Origin of the sequence: Lysinibacillus sp. CNPSo 3705 (assembly GCF_028674935.1) — a bacterium.
Classification (GTDB): Bacteria; Bacillota; Bacilli; order Bacillales_A; family Planococcaceae; genus Lysinibacillus.
In genome coordinates this window covers 1-18087 of the sequence record NZ_JAQZSD010000009.1, presented here as the reverse complement: position 1 = coordinate 18087, position 18087 = coordinate 1, and the positions used below count along the sequence as shown (strand labels likewise).

Annotated in this window: 19 protein-coding genes and 8 tRNA genes; 26 read left to right on the top strand and 1 reads right to left on the bottom strand. The window is 37.9% G+C overall.

What is annotated here, in order from left to right:
- Positions 1 to 56 precede the first annotated feature (56 nt).
- The 6 genes from PVA17_RS05805 to PVA17_RS05780 all read left to right on the top strand — a co-directional run bounded on the left by PVA17_RS05805 (position 57) and on the right by PVA17_RS05780 (position 5802).
- Positions 57 to 749, top strand: a complete 693-nt coding sequence (locus PVA17_RS05805) for an alpha/beta hydrolase (protein ID WP_132361618.1) — start codon at positions 57 to 59, stop codon at positions 747 to 749.
- Between the two features lie 351 nt (positions 750 to 1100).
- Complete coding sequence (gene cshA / locus PVA17_RS05800) at positions 1101 to 2621, top strand: degradosome RNA helicase CshA (RefSeq protein WP_274067142.1); 1521 nt, start codon at positions 1101 to 1103, stop codon at positions 2619 to 2621.
- Between the two features lie 212 nt (positions 2622 to 2833).
- Complete coding sequence (locus tag PVA17_RS05795; RefSeq protein WP_132361622.1) at positions 2834 to 3313, top strand: PH domain-containing protein; 480 nt, start codon at positions 2834 to 2836, stop codon at positions 3311 to 3313.
- Positions 3306 to 4772: a PH domain-containing protein gene (locus PVA17_RS05790; protein WP_274067188.1), complete on the top strand. Its 1467-nt coding sequence runs from the start codon at positions 3306 to 3308 to the stop codon at positions 4770 to 4772. Before PVA17_RS05795 ends, PVA17_RS05790 begins: the two co-directional genes overlap by 8 nt.
- Positions 4773 to 5018: 246 nt before the next feature.
- Positions 5019 to 5156, top strand: a complete 138-nt coding sequence (locus tag PVA17_RS05785; protein WP_274067141.1) for a hypothetical protein — start codon at positions 5019 to 5021, stop codon at positions 5154 to 5156.
- A gap of 70 nt (positions 5157 to 5226) precedes the next feature.
- A complete protein-coding gene (locus PVA17_RS05780) occupies positions 5227 to 5802 on the top strand; it encodes a GNAT family N-acetyltransferase (protein WP_132361624.1) in 576 nt (191 codons plus the stop codon).
- Positions 5803 to 5898: 96 nt separating this feature from the next.
- Here the strand turns inward: PVA17_RS05780 and PVA17_RS05775 are convergent, their stop codons facing one another.
- Positions 5899 to 6519: a rhomboid family intramembrane serine protease gene (locus tag PVA17_RS05775; RefSeq protein WP_132361626.1), complete on the bottom strand. Its 621-nt coding sequence runs from the start codon at positions 6517 to 6519 to the stop codon at positions 5899 to 5901.
- A 64-nt stretch (positions 6520 to 6583) separates the two neighbouring features.
- On the opposite strand from PVA17_RS05775, the gene acpS reads away from it, so the two are divergent.
- The 20 genes from acpS to PVA17_RS05675 all read left to right on the top strand — a co-directional run bounded on the left by acpS (position 6584) and on the right by PVA17_RS05675 (position 17913).
- Entirely contained in the window at positions 6584 to 6937 is a 354-nt protein-coding gene (gene acpS, locus PVA17_RS05770) for a holo-ACP synthase (protein WP_132361628.1), read from the top strand.
- A gap of 216 nt (positions 6938 to 7153) precedes the next feature.
- A complete protein-coding gene (locus PVA17_RS05765; RefSeq protein ID WP_274067140.1) occupies positions 7154 to 8254 on the top strand; it encodes a LolA family protein in 1101 nt (366 codons plus the stop codon).
- A gap of 219 nt (positions 8255 to 8473) precedes the next feature.
- On the top strand, positions 8474 to 9595 hold the full coding sequence (gene alr, locus PVA17_RS05760; protein ID WP_274067139.1) for an alanine racemase: 1122 nt from the start codon (positions 8474 to 8476) through the stop codon (positions 9593 to 9595).
- Between the two features lie 312 nt (positions 9596 to 9907).
- Positions 9908 to 10171 carry a hypothetical protein gene (locus PVA17_RS05755; RefSeq protein ID WP_049663444.1) on the top strand — a complete coding sequence of 88 codons (264 nt, stop codon included), beginning with the start codon at positions 9908 to 9910 and terminating at the stop codon, positions 10169 to 10171.
- A 4-nt stretch (positions 10172 to 10175) separates the two neighbouring features.
- The gene (locus PVA17_RS05750; RefSeq protein WP_049663446.1) at positions 10176 to 10526 is read left to right on the top strand and encodes a type II toxin-antitoxin system PemK/MazF family toxin; all 351 of its coding nucleotides are present in this window, start codon (positions 10176 to 10178) and stop codon (positions 10524 to 10526) included.
- Between the two features lie 567 nt (positions 10527 to 11093).
- Positions 11094 to 11495: an anti-sigma regulatory factor gene (locus PVA17_RS05745; RefSeq protein ID WP_132361634.1), complete on the top strand. Its 402-nt coding sequence runs from the start codon at positions 11094 to 11096 to the stop codon at positions 11493 to 11495.
- A gap of 12 nt (positions 11496 to 11507) precedes the next feature.
- The gene (locus PVA17_RS05740) at positions 11508 to 12503 is read left to right on the top strand and encodes a PP2C family protein-serine/threonine phosphatase (RefSeq protein WP_132361636.1); all 996 of its coding nucleotides are present in this window, start codon (positions 11508 to 11510) and stop codon (positions 12501 to 12503) included.
- A gap of 59 nt (positions 12504 to 12562) precedes the next feature.
- Positions 12563 to 12898 carry an STAS domain-containing protein gene (locus PVA17_RS05735; protein WP_274067138.1) on the top strand — a complete coding sequence of 112 codons (336 nt, stop codon included), beginning with the start codon at positions 12563 to 12565 and terminating at the stop codon, positions 12896 to 12898.
- Entirely contained in the window at positions 12895 to 13365 is a 471-nt protein-coding gene (rsbW, locus tag PVA17_RS05730) for an anti-sigma B factor RsbW (RefSeq protein ID WP_132361640.1), read from the top strand. The genes PVA17_RS05735 and rsbW overlap by 4 nt, the downstream gene beginning before the upstream one ends.
- A complete protein-coding gene (gene sigB / locus PVA17_RS05725) occupies positions 13343 to 14128 on the top strand; it encodes an RNA polymerase sigma factor SigB (protein WP_274067137.1) in 786 nt (261 codons plus the stop codon). The genes rsbW and sigB overlap by 23 nt, the downstream gene beginning before the upstream one ends.
- Before the next feature lie 147 nt (positions 14129 to 14275).
- Positions 14276 to 16444: a Tex family protein gene (locus PVA17_RS05720; RefSeq protein ID WP_274067136.1), complete on the top strand. Its 2169-nt coding sequence runs from the start codon at positions 14276 to 14278 to the stop codon at positions 16442 to 16444.
- 135 nt (positions 16445 to 16579) lie between these two features.
- On the top strand, positions 16580 to 17041 hold the full coding sequence (locus PVA17_RS05715) for a SprT family protein (protein ID WP_132361646.1): 462 nt from the start codon (positions 16580 to 16582) through the stop codon (positions 17039 to 17041).
- A gap of 89 nt (positions 17042 to 17130) precedes the next feature.
- A tRNA-Asn gene (locus tag PVA17_RS05710) sits at positions 17131 to 17207 on the top strand.
- A 1-nt stretch (position 17208) separates the two neighbouring features.
- A tRNA-Glu gene (locus PVA17_RS05705) sits at positions 17209 to 17280 on the top strand.
- Between the two features lie 36 nt (positions 17281 to 17316).
- Positions 17317 to 17392: transfer RNA gene (locus PVA17_RS05700), tRNA-Asp, on the top strand.
- A gap of 5 nt (positions 17393 to 17397) precedes the next feature.
- Positions 17398 to 17472: transfer RNA gene (locus PVA17_RS05695), tRNA-Gln, on the top strand.
- 15 nt (positions 17473 to 17487) lie between these two features.
- Positions 17488 to 17560, top strand: a tRNA-Lys gene (locus tag PVA17_RS05690).
- A 66-nt stretch (positions 17561 to 17626) separates the two neighbouring features.
- Positions 17627 to 17712 (top strand) — tRNA-Leu (locus PVA17_RS05685).
- A 26-nt stretch (positions 17713 to 17738) separates the two neighbouring features.
- A tRNA-Arg gene (locus PVA17_RS05680) sits at positions 17739 to 17815 on the top strand.
- A gap of 24 nt (positions 17816 to 17839) precedes the next feature.
- Positions 17840 to 17913: transfer RNA gene (locus tag PVA17_RS05675), tRNA-Gly, on the top strand.
- Positions 17914 to 18087: the final 174 nt, after the last annotated feature.

The following is an 18087-nucleotide window of genomic DNA, read 5'->3' as shown; positions in this document are numbered from 1 at the left end:
TCACCGATTCTTTAAATTTTTGATTTAAATGAGTTACACATTTAGAGGTGAAAATAATGTCGGTAGGTGTGTTATGTATACATGGATTTTCAGGAGGACCGTATGAAGTAGAACCTTTTACTACCTATTTACGTACGCATACAAATTGGCTGATTGAAGAACCTACTTTGTCAGGACATGGAGAGGAATTACAAATGCGTGGTTTCACAGCCAAGCATTGGCTAATGGATGCCGAGCTCGCTTTTCGTGATCTTGCTAAAAAAGTAGATGAAGTAATAGTAGTTGGGTTTTCGATGGGTGGCATTATAGCGCTCTATTTAGCTAAACGTTATAAAGTGAAAAAGCTTGTATTACTAAGCGCAGCTGCCAAGTATGTCAGTCCAAAGCAACTAGTCAAAGATTTTAAAATGCTTGCCACGGAGGCATATCATCGTAATCTGTCTAGTAATGAATTGTACTTACGGTACCGGCATAAGTTTAATCATGTGCCACTTTCGTCAACGATAGAATTCATGAAGCTTGTTCGAATGGTGGAGCCGTATTATAAAGATATTAAAATTCCAGTGTATATTGTACAAGGGAAATTAGACGGAATAGTACCATATCACACGGCTCAATTTTTATATGATCAAGTAACCTCAAACGATAAAACTTTGTATATTTCTGATAATGGGAAGCATCATATATGTTATGGTGAAGATTGTTCTGAATGGTTTTCTTGCGTTTTGTCGTTTTTAAAGGGTGTGTGAAGTAGTCAGATAATTACGACTCATGCGTTATCGTTGCATACGTTTTAATCCCATGTTAGACTAGTGTAAGCAATGGATACATTTTGTGCGAAGACTCTTCATATTTGATTGAAGAGTACTTTTTTTTGAACACAACGGTTTTATTCTAAAGTGAATAATTACGACAGAATCAAACCGCTCGGTAAAGACCGGGCTTTCCTTTTCATATAAGAGAGCTCTATGTGACCATCATATAGAGAAAAATTTTAAGTAACGGAAACGTTCCAAAACACAGGCTCGAATTTGCCGACAACTTCATCTGAAAATGTAACCATTTGTCAACTTAAAAGCAAAAAAAGGAGATTGAGAAGTTTGACAAATTTTTCAGAATTAAATATTAGCGAATCTACATTACGCTCAGTAAAGCGTATGGGATTTGAAGAAGCAACACCAATCCAAGAAGGTACTATACGTTTTGCAATTGAAGGCCGTGATGTATTAGGTCAAGCGCAAACAGGTACAGGTAAAACTGCCGCTTTCGGGATTCCACTTATCGAAAAAATTGACCCAAAAAACCCTAATATCCAAGCATTAGTAATTGCTCCAACTCGTGAATTAGCGATTCAAGTTTCAGAAGAGCTATATAAAATTGGTTATGATAAACGTGTAAAATTGTTATCGGTTTACGGTGGTCAAGAAATCGGCCGTCAAATCCGTGCACTAAAAAATAAACCTCAAATTATTGTAGGTACACCTGGTCGTATAATTGACCATATTAATCGTCGTACTTTAAAATTAGAAGATGTTCAAACATTGGTACTTGATGAAGCTGATGAAATGTTAAACATGGGCTTTATCGATGATATTAATTCAATCTTAGAAAATGTGCCTTCTGAACGTCAAACATTATTGTTCTCAGCAACAATGCCACCAGCAATCCGTAAAATTGCTGAGACATTTATGCGTGATCCAGAGATCGTAAAAATTAAAGCAAAAGAACTAACAGTAGATAACATCGATCAATATTTTGTGAAGTCTGCTGAGCGTGAAAAATTCGACATTTTATCTCGTTTATTAAACGTTCACCAACCAGAACTTGCTATCATCTTTGGACGTACAAAACGTCGCGTGGATGAGCTTGCACAAGCATTATCAATTCGTGGTTATCTTGCTGAAGGAATCCATGGTGACTTAAGCCAAGCGAAACGTATTTCTGTATTACGTCAATTTAAAGAAAATAAAATTGATATCCTTGTGGCAACAGATGTAGCTGCTCGTGGACTTGATATTTCTGGTGTAACACATGTTTATAACTTCGATATTCCTCAAGATCCTGAATCTTATGTTCACCGTATTGGTCGTACTGGTCGTGCAGGTAAATCAGGTCTTGCAGTAACGTTTGTAACACCACGTGAAATGGGTTACCTACGTATTGTAGAAGAAACAACGAAAAAACGTATGACACCACTTCGTCCACCAACAACTGACGAAGCGCTAGTAGGTCAACAACGTCTAGCTTTGGAAACATTAGAAGGTCTTATTGCGAACAATAACTTAGGTGATTATCGTACACTTGCGACAGAATTACTTGAAAACCATGATGCAATCGATGTTGTAGCTGCTGCAATTCGTTCATTAACAAAAGAGCCGGATGACACGCCAGTAACAATTACTGAAGAACGTCCATTACCAATGCGTCGTGAGCGTTCTAGCAACCGTGGCGGTGATCGTGGACGCGGCGGTAACCGTAGCTTTAACGGACGTCGTGATGGCGGACGTGGCGGAGATCGTCGTGGAGGAAATGGAAATCGTCGAGATGGCGGACGCCGTGATGGAGGTCGCCGTGAAGGTGGACAAGGTCGTTCACGTGCACCACGTCGTCACGAAGACTAATTTTATCTTCATCAAAATGTTTAAACCTTACAGTCAAATGGCTGTAAGGTTTTTTACGTGCGCCCGCTGAAATAGAAGAACTCATTCTAACAACTAAGTAGCAATTTATCTGCGCGACAGCGGTAATTACGCTAAGACGAAAATTACTATAATTTTGAAACAAAATGATAACTGATTACGTATACGTAATTAAAGAAAGAGAGGGAATGACTTTGAGAACAGAACCAATGCATATGATTTCTAGGAAAGGGTTAACAGTTTGGCGTTTATATGGTGTATTACAAACGATATTACTTTTGATTGTAGCGGCGTTTGCATGCTACGGCACTTATTATTATGAATGGCCATCATATATTTATTTCATTGCAGTTGCTGTAGTCATTCTTAGTGCTGTCCTATCCACTTATTTATTTCCAAAGATAAGATGGGAACGCTGGCGCTATGAGGTGCGTGACAATGAGATTGAGGTGCAACACGGTTTATTTGTTGTTAAACGTACACTTATTCCAATGGTGCGCGTACAGCATGTTGATACAACACAAGGACCAATATTAAAAAAATATGGTCTAGGTAATATTTCAATATCTACAGCTGCAACTGTACATACAATCCCTGCACTTGTAATGGACGAAGCTGATAGACTTCGTGCACGTATTTCGGAATTAGCAAGGGTGGCGGAAGATGATGTCTAAGGAAATTAATCGTTTACATCCGATATCGGCTATTATTACAAGTGCAAAAGCATTAAAGAGTATGATTTTCCCGTTAATTATTATTATTGCAACTAATGGATTTCACTTCTCTTTGAATTTTCATAGTGATAATTTTTGGCGGACGTTTTTCTTATTCGGTATATGGGGAGTAGGGGCAATACTTACACTTGTTAGTGGGATTGTAAAGTGGCGTACCTTTGTATATTGGTTTGAAGATGGAGAATTGCGTATAAAGTACGGTTTGTTCGTTAAAAAGAAACGTTATATCCCATTTGAACGTATTCAGAGTTTAAATTACAATGAGGGTATTTTTCATAGAATATTTGGCTTAGTAAAAGTTCAGGTTGAAACTGCGGGGAGTAAGGACAGAAAACCTGAGGTAGAGTTAACGGCTATACGTAAGGCAGCTGCAGATCTTATAGAGCTAGAAATGCGTCGTGCTAAAAATCAAGTTAATGAACAGATGAATGATGAACAGTCGCTAATAGAGGAAGTGTCAGTTCCAACTATTTATCATATGTCGATACGTGATTTGCTTATATTGGCCATAACTTCAGGTGGAATTGGGGTCGTTCTGTCTGGGGTAGCAGCAATCATCTCTCAGTTATCGGATATAATTCCGTATGAGGAAATCTTTAGCGAGTTAGCTGATTTTGCGAAAATTGGTGCATTTTTAGTTGCACTAACAGTGATAGTCAGCCTAATTGTGGCATGGTTTGTGTCATTTGTAATTACACTGATCAATTATTACGAATATACAGTCCGAATTGAAGATGAAAAGCTTATTATTACAAAAGGGCTTATTGAGAAAAAACGTATTACTTTACCGTTAAATAGAATTCAGGCGATTCGTATTGTAGAGAATCCAGTACGTCAATTATTTGGCTATGCAACAGTTGTTGTTGAGAGTGCTGGAGGAAATGGTGGAGAGGGAAATGATAAAAAAATTACACTGTTCCCACTTATTCAGAAGCAAGATTGTTTGGGAACGCTAGAGCAACTTTTCCCACAGATAAATTGGCGTCCAGAATTCATTTATTCACCAGAACGAGCTCGTCCATTTTTTTATCGAATTGATTTTGTTTGGCTCATACCTATAATTGGTGCATGTAGTTATTTCTTTTATCCGTATGGGTTGCTTTCACTATTATTAATACCATTAACAATATTAATTGGTATTTGGCAACATAAATCAGCTGGTTATATAATCGATGGAAAGCAACTAACTATGCAATATCGTGTGTTCAGTCGTACTACATTTTTTATGGAGAAAAAACGCATACAATCTATTGAGACTACTCAAACCTATTTCCAAAAAAGAAAGGGTGTTACGTCTGTAAAAGCAACGGTCATGTCGGGCATGACTGGTATGGCAGGGAATGTACGAAACTTAGAGCAGCAAGATGCTGAAACAATATTATCTTGGTATGAACATTGAAAGTAAAAATGTGGCTAATTCTCATAATTAATAGGAGGATTAGCCTTTTTTTGGTTCATCACCAAAAGTTGTGGATGACTTTTGTTAAAACCTCTACTATGTAATAGTTGATTGGAGTGGAGACTGGGCGACTCCTCGGGGATCAGCAATAGAGGAACGAAGGCTAAAAGCATCACATCCTGTGATAACGCCTTCGTGACCAACATCGTGTTGGCCCGAGACCCTGCAGCGCAGCGGATGTTTTCTGTGCGAAAGCGTAGTGTTAACGTAGCGGCAGCAACAAAAGCGGCTCATCGGACGCCCCCAGGAAGCTCTGCTCTGCGCGAAAGCGAAGCGTCAGCGGCAAAGCGCCCAGTCGGAACGGAAATCAACCACACGTTTTAGTGATGATCCCTTTTTTGCTATAATTATGTAAAAATTCTGTTTATAATAGAGAACAAAAGGGGTGGTAATTTTGTTTAAGTATGATATTAACAAGAACACGTATTTGAAATTGCTGGATTTAAGTGACGTAGATGAATTATTCGCGTTGACGGATCGTTCGAGAGATACGTTGCGTGAATGGCTACCTTTTGTAGATGATGTAAAAACAGTAGAGGATACAGAGCGATTCGTAAGAGGTGCGATGCAACAATATGCAGATAATAATGGCCTACAAGCGGGGATATATTATGAGGGGAAGCTTGCGGGAGTGATTGGCTATCATCAAGTGAATTGGCAGCATAAATGGACAAGTATTGGATATTGGTTAGGAAACGAATTTGTTGGTAAGGGCTTAGTGACAAATTCTATGAAAGCATTTATTGATTATGCCTTTAGCTATTTAACATTAAATCGCATTGAAGTGCGAGTAGCGGTAGGTAATATTCGAAGTCGTACGATTCCAAAAGTGTTAGGTTTTCATGAAGAGGGACGTTTAAGAGATGCAGAGTGGCTTTATGATCATCACGTAGACCAAGTTGTCTATGGCTTAACAGCAGTTGAATGGAAAAAAATAAAGGCAGCGAAAGAGGATACGGTCGCACTTTGAAATAAAATTGACGAATGGCCTATCATTCTAGTATAAAAATAAGAGGAGCAATCCGTGATGATAGCTGATCACAGAGAAGAGCTCCTCTTATACGTATTACTTACCCGCCATCTTTTGTTTACGCCAGCTTATAATTCTTTTTGGATGTAAGTAAACGAGTCCAAGAAGGAATCCTGCTACTAAGCCGCCTAAGTGAATATAGACATACACCTTTGACTGGAAGAAAGTCATGATAACACTGATCACAATGATAGGCAAAATAAGTTTACGCAGCATTGGCATTGTACGACGTGTATAGTAAACAAGCGCTCCGAAAGCACCGAATATTCCGAAAACAGCTCCACTTGCACCAAGACTTCCATAGCTACTATCATTAAGTAAATAGGTTGCCGTGTTGCCGACAATACCAGACATTAAATAAATTGTAATAAAACGTACCTTACCAGCAATTTTTTCAAGCTCTGGCCCGAATAAATACAGTAAAAACATATTAAAGAAAACGTCCAGAAAGCCAGCATGTAAAAACATTGCAGTAAAAACACGCCACCATTCACCAGAGCGTATAAGGAAGTTCGCTTGAACTCCGTAATTCAATACATTTTCGCCTACTCCAGGTAAAATAGTTAGTACATAAACAAATAAATTAACCGCTATTAATGTTGAAACAATCGGATAATACTTTGTATATTGCTTAAAATTTTCTGTTCTACTAAACATAACTCCACCTCAATTTATAATTATTATACATGGCTTTTTAGAAATAGGAAAAGGAGAAGTTCTAATGATTAAAGGAATTGGTCTCGACATTGTAGAAATGGACCGTATTGCAAAAGCAATGAAAAGAACAAATAAATTTAAAGATCGCATTTTAACTGAAAAGGAAAGAGTTTTGTTTGATGCACATTCAGAAACTCGTAAGATAGAATTTTTAGCTGGACGATTCGCTGCAAAAGAAGCATTTTCAAAGGCATTAGGAACTGGTATTGGTGAAGAATGTAAGCTTCATGATATGGAAGTTTTAAGAGGGGAAGCTGGAAATCCGGTTTTATATTTCAAAGGACAGCTTGTGAATGGATTTGTAAGTATAACACATTCTAAGCAATACGCTGCGGCACAAGTAATATTATTACAATAAATAATGATAAACAAAGCTTGCGCCATATAAAATATTAAAAAAGCTCTGACGTTGCTAATTTAGATAAGTTACTTGGCGTGAAGACTGGAAGTCCCCATTCGGAGCGGGAATCAAATAAGCTATTAAAAAGAATATTGCCCTTGTTCAAATGACATAACTGACAAATACGGTTCATATATTGTCGTAGTGGATTTGAAAGAAGGAAAGGGTGAAAGCGTGGGCAACCGAATAGTTAAATGGCTCGTCTTATTTTGTACGATATTACTTTTATCGGCATGTGGTACAGACTCACAGGAAAAAGTGTTGAAGAAAGTTAATGGGAAATGGGCAGAATCAAATGGTTATGAGTTGAATGCTACGATGGAAATTAAATCTGGTGGAGATCCAAAAAAATATGATGTGAAAGTTTGGCATACGAAACCTGATTTCTATCGTGTAGAAGTAGTAGAAAGTGGGAAAGATGTTTCGCAAATGATAGTGCGAAATGCAGATGGAGTTTTTGTTGTTACCCCTACATTAAACAAAATGTATAAATTCCAAAGTGATTGGCCAAAGAAAAATAGTCAGGCTTATTTAATAGGTGCACTAGCAGAAGATTTAGCTCAAGATAAAAATTTAGTCATGAAAGAGGAGGACAAAGCATATATATTTGAAGCGGCTACTAGAAATAGCTATAAAAATAGTATGCCTCATCAAGTGATAACGGTTGATAAGAAAACAATGCTTCCAACTTCCGTAGTAATCATGAATGATGTAAAAGAAGAACAAATCCGTATCACATTTAAAAATATTAAATTAGGTGTTCAACACGCGGCTAAAGATTATGCAGTTGAGCAATTTACGGAATCGGATGAAACAAAAGGTGAACAAGCTACACCACCAGAGAAAGATAAGAAAGACAACAAAGACGGTAAGGAGAGCAACAATAACCCGAGTGGAAATGAAGAGAAAAAGGCTGTAAGTGCAGAAGCCGAAAATAAAGAGTTCCAAACACACTACCCTGTTGTAAATTTAGAAAATACGAAGATGGTGGAAGAGAAAGTTATGCGAGAGGGTGGAATAGATCGTGTTATCTTAACCTTCGACGGTGATAAGCCATTTACAGTCATGCAACAGCCAGTTACGAAAGAGGCTGCTATGTTGCCAGTATCATCTCCTGGTGATCCGGTAGATTTAGGCTTTACGATTGGTGCAATTACCGATACCTCTATTAGCTGGGAAAAGGATGGCGTTGAATTCTTTGTAGCCTCTAGTAAATTGACTCGTGAAGAAATGGTGCAAGTAGCCACTTCTATGACAAAAGGTAGTATGAAATAATTTTTCTAGCTACAGCTTTCTAGATGGAAAGCTGTAGCTAGTTAAGTAAAATAGTACAGTTTTGAAGAAAATTAACACTGTTTAGAAGTTGTTAAGTCATATATGATAAAAGTTATGAAGAAAATTAGTTTAAAATAGAATGATATATGTAAAAAAAGTGTATAAAAGGAAATTTATTCAATACATAATGTTTTAATAAAAAATAAAGAGGGTATTCTAATGGAGACACAGCAATATTTTAGACCGACTAAAGCAGTAGTAGACTTACAAGCAATTCAACAAAATGTAAAAAATTTAAAAAAGCTACTTCGACCAAATGTTCAAATTATAGCTGTCGTAAAGGCAAATGCATACGGTCACGGAGATGTGGCCGTTGCAAAAGCAGCACTTGAGGCAGGTGCAACAATGCTTGCAGTGGCAACACCCGACGAAGCATTACATATTCGAGCACATTTTGAAGAGCCAGACATACTAATATTAGGTGCCTCTCCAATTTCATTTGCACCATATGCCGCCCAGCAGCGCATGATTCTTACGGCATTTGCAAGTGAATGGGTACAGCAAGCGGCTCCTTTCATAGCTAATGAAGCAAAACCTTTACGACTACATATTAAAGTAGATAGCGGAATGGGCAGAATTGGCGTTCGTTCAGAGCAAGAATTAATGGATCTATATCAAACAATACAGAATACAGTGAATGTAGAGCTTGATGGGATATTTACACATTTTGCGACTGCGGATGAGGAGGATACCTCATACTTCGATAGACAAGTACAATTTTTTGAGAAATGTGTAACTGCATTGCCTGAAAAACCTAGACTTGTGCATGCATCAAACACGGCTACATCTTTAGTAAAAGATGCGCATTTACAATTTGATGCTGTTAGATATGGAATATCGATGTATGGATTATCACCATCTTCTTATGTAGAAGGTATGTTACCATTTCCGTTACAGCCAGCGTTTTCGCTTGAGAGTGAGCTTGTTCATGTGAAACAGTTACAAGAAGGTGATTCGGTAGGCTATGGAGCTACTTTTGAGGCTCGTTCGGATATGTGGTTAGGAACAATACCAGTAGGCTATGCTGATGGAGTAATTCGTAAATTAGGTGGACAGGAAGTACTAATTGATGGACAAAGAATGCCGATTGTTGGACGAATTTGTATGGATCAATGTATGGTTGCCTTGCCTAAAGCATATGCTATAGGTGAGAAAGTAACACTCATTGGTCATCAAGGACATGATGCTATTTCAATGAATGAATGGGCAGCAAAGCTTGAAACCATTAATTATGAAGTACCATGCATTATTACAGCGAGAGTTCCTAGGGTATACATTTAATCTGTAGATTCAATCTAAAAAGTACTTAAGGTTTTTGTTATAAGTGGGTCTTAATAGTTTTGACATTTAAATTAGGATAAATGAATATTAAAAACATTAAACAAGAAGATTTACTTAAAAGCTGAGTCATTCATATTTTGTGATGAATTGCAAGGTGAATTAATCGGCATATACCTTCGACAACCTACATATTTTTACAACTTGGACTTTAAATTGTCAGATATTTTGTCATTTCGTGTCTTTTCAACAATATCTTTCAATGGTAGAATGGGTAGTAATGAAAAGTGGATGGTTCCGTTGGAGGTGCTTGCTGTGTACGAGAAAAAGTTAAGAGAAGCTACAATTGCTGTTCAGGATAGACTGTTTCTACAAACAAAGGAAGTAATTGAGAGTGAATCTTTTGCGCGTATTTTGTCGCGCAAAGTTTTAATGCAGGAGCAACCAAATCAAATACGGGAAGCTATGATGAAAGGATATGTTGAAATGTCTCATATAAATCTGAGTATTGCAAGTGAATGCTTGCATGCAGAATATGAAGCACAACATACGGTGGAGCGTCTCGTTAGCGGGGGATGACACTTTGAATGTAAAACGTGGTGACGTTTTTTTTGCAGATTTATCGCCGGTAGTTGGGTCCGAGCAAGGGGGCACAAGGCCGGTGCTGATTATTCAAAATGATATTGGCAATCGATTTAGTCCGACTGTCATCATCGCAGCTATTACTGCACAGATTCAAAAAGCAAAATTACCGACGCACGTTGAAATTAATGCTGAAAAGTATGGTTTTGAACGTGATTCGGTTATTCTGCTTGAGCAGGTGCGGACGATTGATAAGTCAAGATTGACAGATCGTATTACGCAACTTGACCATGCGTTGATGGAAAAAGTTGATGGTGCATTGATGATTAGTTTAGGGCTTGTTAAATTTTGATATACATATGTGTATAGTGGCATCGAGATGGATTTTCATCTCGATGCTTTTTCGTTTTTATTCAGTAATGTTTTTTGTGCGAAAGCGAAGCGACAGCAACAAATGTTTTCTGTGCGAAAGCGAAGCGACAGCAACAAATGTTTTCTGTGCGAAAGCGAAGCGACAGCAACAATTACGCCAAGGCGAAATCGGTACTGTACGCTGAAATACTTTATTACCATAAATTGAAATCGTTATTCAAAAATGGTATTAATAGATTTAAGATATACTCAAGATCTATATTTTGAATAGATTTTTGAAAAAATATCGAGAAATTTAAGAAAATATAAGTAGAATTTTATCTTCGTTCAGCAACAGGTGTTTGTTTGTGCGAAAGCGTAGTGTTAACGTAGCGACAGCAACAGGTGTTTGTTTGTGCGAAAGCGTAATGTTAACGGAGCAACAGCAACAACAACAATAAATGTTTTTGTAGCAACAGTGTAATTACGCCGTGGTAAAAAATTGATAAGCTAATTTGAATAATTAAAGTGAAAGAGTATAACTCCGAAAGGAATTGGGGGGGCAACAGTGACAATTAAGTCTTCGGTTGAAATTATTACTGAGTGGGACATAGTAGCAGCAAGACAACTGGGGCGTGACGAAGCGAAGGCGCTTGGATTTGACACTGTTGATCAGGCACGAATCACCACAGCTATAAGTGAACTAGCCCGAAATATATATTTATATGCAAGGATAGGTGTCATTGAAATTGAAAAAGTTGAAACAGATACTGAGAAGAAAATAATTGTTATTGCAACTGATCAGGGCCCAGGAATAGAAGATGTTCGAAAAGTGATGGAGGATGGCTACTCCACTTCTGGAGGGCTCGGAGCAGGTTTACCAGGCGTTAATCGATTGATGGACAATATGGTTATTCAATCGGTTATGGGAGAAGGAACAACGATAAGAGCTGAAAAATGGTTGCGTTAGGATGTGGAATTTTTGGAACAATTAGAATCTCAATATAAAAAGATTTTGGCAGATTATATGACCGATCAAACTGAAAAGAATTTGTATATTGCTCAAAATTTCACTCGCCAGTTAATCCAAAAGAATATATCTCCAGAGGATGTTGTAAGTGTTCATAAAAACGCAGTTGAGAAACTATTTCCACGTAGAATGAGTGAAGAACAGCTCGCATATGATTTTCTTATCGAAGTTATGGTGCACTATGGAATGGCTCATAGGGAGCACCAAAGTTTATTGCAAAAACAAGCCGAGTATGAAATGGAAATGAATATCGCTACAAATATTCAGAAAACATTACTTAAAACAGACGTACCACAACTTGCAAGTATTGATATAGGAATGATATCTATCCCCAACCGGAAGATGAATGGAGATTATGTACATTTTTTATACAATCGAGAGGATTATTTGAGTGTAGCTGTGACAGATGTGGTAGGTAAAGGGGTTCCCGCTGCATTATGTATGTCTATGGTGAAATACGGTCTTGAAACATTAGAATACGCATATAAAGATCCTTCATATGTATTAGAGGTTATTAATCGAGTAATTGAAAAGAGTGTAGACGACAGTATGTTCGTTTCTATGTTTTTCGGTTGCTTGGATTTGCGAAAGCGTATTTTTTCTTATGCTTCTGCAGGTCACGAGCCAGCTCTCCATTATTGCGCAAAACATAATCAATTTGTTCCTTTGGAATCGACAGGATTATTACTTGGGGTGTTACCAGAAACGAAATATTCGTACAAAGAAATTGTTTTAGAAGAAAATGATATCGTAATAATGATGACGGATGGTGTTACGGAATTCAGAATGCATGATGAAATGAATTCACGAAAGGTCATTACATCACTAATATTGGAAAATAAACACTTGTCAGCTCAACAATTATGTAATCTCCTTTATAAACAAATTGAAGAAATACAGGATTTTAAACTATTTGATGATTTTACAGTTGTGATTATAAAAAAATAGGGTTTAAACCTTTGTAATTACGGGAATAGAGTTAATCAAATATGGTGGAGGTGTGCTGTATGGATATGTCGATACACTTTAAAGAACTAGATAATAAATTATACGGATTTATTGAGGGCGAAATAGATACTTATACTGCTTCACGTCTTAGGGAGGAATTAGAGGCAGTGAAAATTACTGAAGGATTAGAAATAGTCCTTAATTTATCCCAAGTCAATTATATGGATAGTACAGGGTTAGGTATTTTTGTTGCCTTTTATAAAAGAACGTTACGTGAATATGGCAAAGTTAAACTTGTAGGTTTGTCGAATAGATTACAAAGGTTGTTTGAAATTACTGGTTTAAGCGATTTAATGGATATTGAAACTGATAAAAAGGTGGAATTACGAAAATGAAGGAATTTGATTATATTGAGATAAGGGTTCCTGCAAAACCGCAATTTGTCAGTGTGATTCGATTAACGGTTTCTGGCTTAGCTAGTCGGGTTGGGTTTAATTATGATGATATAGAGGATTTAAAAATTGCAGCGAGTGAAGCGGTAACGAATGTTGTACACCATGCATATAAGGACGAAGAAGAAGGAGAAATCGTCATTGGTTGCGCTTTGTATGAAAATAAATTAGAAATGATGATTGCAGATTACGGCAATAGTTTTAATTTTGAAGAAATAAAGTCGAAAGTTGGTCCATATCATCCTGAAGAGGGTATTGCGGGTTTACGAGAAGGTGGGTTAGGGCTTTATTTGATGGAAACTTTAATGGATGAGGTGATGATAAATAACGATGGTGGCGTAACTGTTTTCATGACAAAGTATGTTGCTAGAGAGCAGGTGGAAAAAAATGTCGAAAGAATCACCACATAATACTACGTCCGGGGAAGATATATTAAAGTGGATTGCGTTGTATCAATCAACAGAGGATAATGAAGCACAAACAAATTTAGTGATGCATTATCAATATTTAGTTGAGTCCATTGCACGCAAATATTCTAACGGTAAATCCCATTATGATGATATTGCTCAAGTAGGTATGCTGGGGTTGCTAGGTGCAATTAGACGTTTTAATCCTAATGTTGGCCGGAACTTTGAAGCATTTGCTGTACCAACGATTGTTGGGGAAATTAAGCGCTTTTTACGTGATAAAACTTGGGATGTTCATGTACCAAGGCGAATAAAAGAACTAGGACCGCGCATTAAAACAACAGTGGAAACGTTGACAATTGAGTTGCAGCGTTCTCCATCTATTAAGGAGATCGCGGATCGATTAGAAGTGGAAGAAGAAGAGGTTTTAGAGGCTATGGAGATGAGCCGTAGTTATCATGCTCTTTCTATGGATCACTCAGTAGAGTCAGATTCTGACGATAGCACAGTAACGTTATTAGATATGATGGGTAAAGAAGATGATGGCTTTGAATTGGCTAATAAAAGAATGATTGTCTCTGACGCTATGAGTATTTTAGATGAGAGAGAAAGGGAGATAATTCAGCTTACATATTTAGAACAACTCACTCAACATGAGGTTGGGGAACGATTAGGGATTTCTCAAATGCATGTATCGAGAATACAAAGGAAGGCAATAAAAAAGTTACAGGAATTTATCTTAGTAAGTGATGGTGTTTCGCTCTGAAATTTTTTGGGCCGAGGTGGCTGTTCCAGACACAAATTTGCCAAAGTATAATTGATTGAATAGTTTACTCTTCTTTTAGAGTAGACTATTTTTTTGCAGTTTTAGTAAAGTGTAATGGTAAAATGAAAAGAAAAAGGTAGTGATGATGTGGAACAAAAGCAAATGTTACAGCTAATTGCAAAGGATGTAGCTATTAAGCCAGGTCAAGCTGATGCTGTTATTAAATTATTAGAAGAAGGAAATACCGTGCCATTTATTGCACGTTATCGAAAAGAAGCTACTGGATCCCTTGATGAAGTACAGATTAAAGCTGTGGAGGATCGTTATCACTACATACAGCAACTTGAACAACGCAAAGAAGAGGTTATACGATTAATCCAGGAGCAAAATAAACTAACGCCTGAATTAGAACAGGCTATTCAAGCAGCAACTGTTTTACAGCGTGTAGAAGATTTATATCGACCTTATAAACAAAAACGCCGAACAAAGGCAACTATAGCGAAAGAAAAAGGGTTAGAACCTCTAGCTGATCTTCTATTAGAGTATCGTAGTGATTCTTTAGAACAATTAGCAGTGGCTTTCGTAGATGAGGAGAAAGTTGCTAATGTAGAGGATGCTCTAGCTGGGGCTCGAGATATTTTAGCAGAACGCTTTGCTGATGAAGCGGCAATCCGTGAAAAAATTCGTTCGTATTCCTGGAAAGATGGCGTACTCGTAACAAGTGTTAAGAATGCAGAGGCAGACGACAAAAACGTTTTCGAAATGTATTACGAATACGAAGAACCAGTAAATCGTATTGTTCCACACCGTATTTTAGCTGTAAATCGTGGTGAGAAAGAAGAAATAATAAAAGTAGCAATTCATGTACCAATAGATCGAGTATTGATGATTATGTGGAAGGAATGGATTCCTGCTACAGGTTCTTCACCCGCAATTGCCGAGGTGAAGCTAGCGATTGAGGATTCATACAAGCGTTTAATTCAGCCTTCTATAGAACGAGAGTTACGAAATGAACTTACTGAAAAGGCAGAGACTCAGGCTATCCACATCTTCTCTGAAAATTTGCGTAATCTTTTATTACAGCCCCCAATGAAAGGGAAGTATGTATTGGGTGTTGATCCGGCATACCGTACAGGTTGTAAGTTAGCTGTTGTAGATGAAACCGGGAAAATGTTAGAGGTTACAGCCATTTATCCACATCCGCCAAAGCCAGATGTCGCAAAATCGAAAGCGGTCGTGAAAGAGATTTTAGCAAAATACCCAATAACGATAATTGCTATTGGTAATGGTACTGCCTCACGCGAAACAGAACAGTTTATAGCAGATGTATTGAATGAGCTTGAAACTGATACGGCTTACGTAATTGTCAATGAAGCAGGGGCATCTGTTTATTCAGCGTCTGAAATTGCCCGTGCAGAGTTTCCTGATTTACAGGTAGAACAGCGTAGTGCGATTTCTATTGCGCGTCGTTTGCAAGACCCGTTGTCGGAGTTAGTTAAAATTGAGCCTAAAGCAGTTGGAGTAGGTCAGTATCAGCATGATGTCTCTCAAAAGAAATTGACGGAGTCCTTAACATTTATAGTAGAGACAGCTGTAAACCAAGTCGGTGTTGATGTTAATACAGCCTCAGCTTCCCTACTACAATACGTTTCTGGATTATCTAAAACGGTTGCGGAGAATATTGTAAAGGTACGAGAGGAAACTGGACAATTTACTACACGTGCTCAACTAAAGAAAATTCCACGACTTGGTGCTAAAACATATGAACAAGCAATTGGTTTCTTACGTGTTCCAGGAGCAAAAAATGCATTTGACGCTACGGGCATTCACCCTGAAAGCTATAGTGTAGCCGAGCAGATTTTAAAGGTAGCACAAATTGATAAAAAAGAGCTTGGGATGCAGAAGGCAGAGGAAGCCATCGCAAAACTAGATGTAGAAAAATTAAGTGAAGTTTTAGATATTGGAGTTGTCACAATTCAGGATATCGTGGATACATTAATGAAACCAAGTCGCGATCCACGGGATGCATTCCCTCAGCCACTGCTGAAAACAGATGTATTAAAAATGGAAGATTTACAAGTTGGGATGGAATTGCAAGGTACAGTAAGAAACGTAGTTGATTTTGGAGCGTTTGTAGATATTGGCGTAAAGCAGGATGGGCTTGTGCATATTTCAAAGTTACAAAAAAGACGTATTAAACATCCATTAGAGGTTGTTGCTCTCGGTGACATTGTGACGGTTTGGGTAGAACAAATAGATGTCAAAAAAGGGCGCATTTCACTAACGATGCTACCTCCTAAAGATCAAACTATTTAATTTCGCATTGGCGTAATTGTAGCACACGCTTCGCTGTCGGTACTGATAAATTACTATCCGTTAATGCGGGATAAATAAATACCACACTGTCTATACTACGCAGTGTGGTATCTTATTGTTAGAGGTGATATAGCTATGAACAATGAGGAACTACAAAGTCTTGTTAGTCGAATATCATTAGAAAGTTTCCAGAAGCCATTCATGCATCGAGCATATTTTAATTCAAGGCTACGTTCAACAGGTGGACGTTATCTTTTGCAATCGCATAATATTGAAGTTAATCCAAAAGCTTATGAATTGTATGGTATTAGCGAAATAGAAGGTATAGTTCGACACGAATTATGTCATTATCATTTGCACTTGGAAGGCAAAGGGTATCAGCATCGAGACAAAGATTTTCGAGAGTTATTAGTAAAAGTGAACGCTCCCCGTTTTTGCTCAGTATTGCAAATCTCTAAAATATCTCAAAAAAAACAACGTCGCCTTTATACATATACATGTGTAAAATGCCAACAATTATATGTAAGAAAAATTAGAATGAATGTAGGGAAATACTGTTGTAGCAAGTGTCTAGGACGTTTAAAACTAGTGGAATGAAAAAAATAATAAAAAAGGGTTGACGTTTATTATAGATGTCTCTATAATAGTAAAAGTCGACAAGATAACGACGACAAAACATGAATTATTCCGAAGTAGCTCAGTTGGTAGTAGCACCTGACTGTTAATCAGGTTGTCGCAGGTTCGAGTCCTGCCTTCGGAGCCATGGCCCCTTGGTCAAGTGGTTAAGACACCGCCCTTTCACGGCGGTAACACGGGTTCGAATCCCGTAGGGGTCATTTAATTATTTTAATTCATAAAAATATAGTAATATTGGTCCCGTGGTGTAGCGGTTAACATGCCTGCCTGTCACGCAGGAGATCGCCGGTTCGATCCCGGTCGGGACCGCCACTTATTGGGGTATAGCCAAGCGGTAAGGCAACGGATTTTGATTCCGTCATGCCTAGGTTCGAATCCTAGTACCCCAGCCATTCATTTCTTAATTTGAGCCATTAGCTCAGTTGGTAGAGCATCTGACTTTTAATCAGAGGGTCGAAGGTTCGAGTCCTTCATGGCTCATCTTTTTAAGAAAAAAGGTTGACTTTTTGAATTGTCATAGTATAATGAAAAAGTTCCTAATTGAATGCGGTCGTGGCGGAACGGCAGACGCGCTAGGTTGAGGGCCTAGTGGGGGCAACCCCGTGGAGGTTCAAGTCCTCTCGGCCGCACCAAGTCAATTTATGAATTAATATACTATGCGCCCGTAGCTCAATTGGATAGAGCGTCTGACTACGGATCAGAAGGTTATGGGTTCGACTCCTGTCGGGCGCGCCATTTTAAATAAATACAATTTACCATGCGGGTGTAGTTTAATGGTAAAACCTCAGCCTTCCAAGCTGATGTCGTGAGTTCGATTCTCATCACCCGCTCCAAATATTTTTGAAAACTTGTTGACATACAAACCTTTATATCGTATGATATAAAAGCTGTCACTACAAGATAATGACATGAACCTTGAAAACTGAACAAGCAAAACGTAATCAATAAAGTTTTTACTAGCTAACCTCGAGTTAGTGAACGAAACAAAATTTTGGACATCAAACATG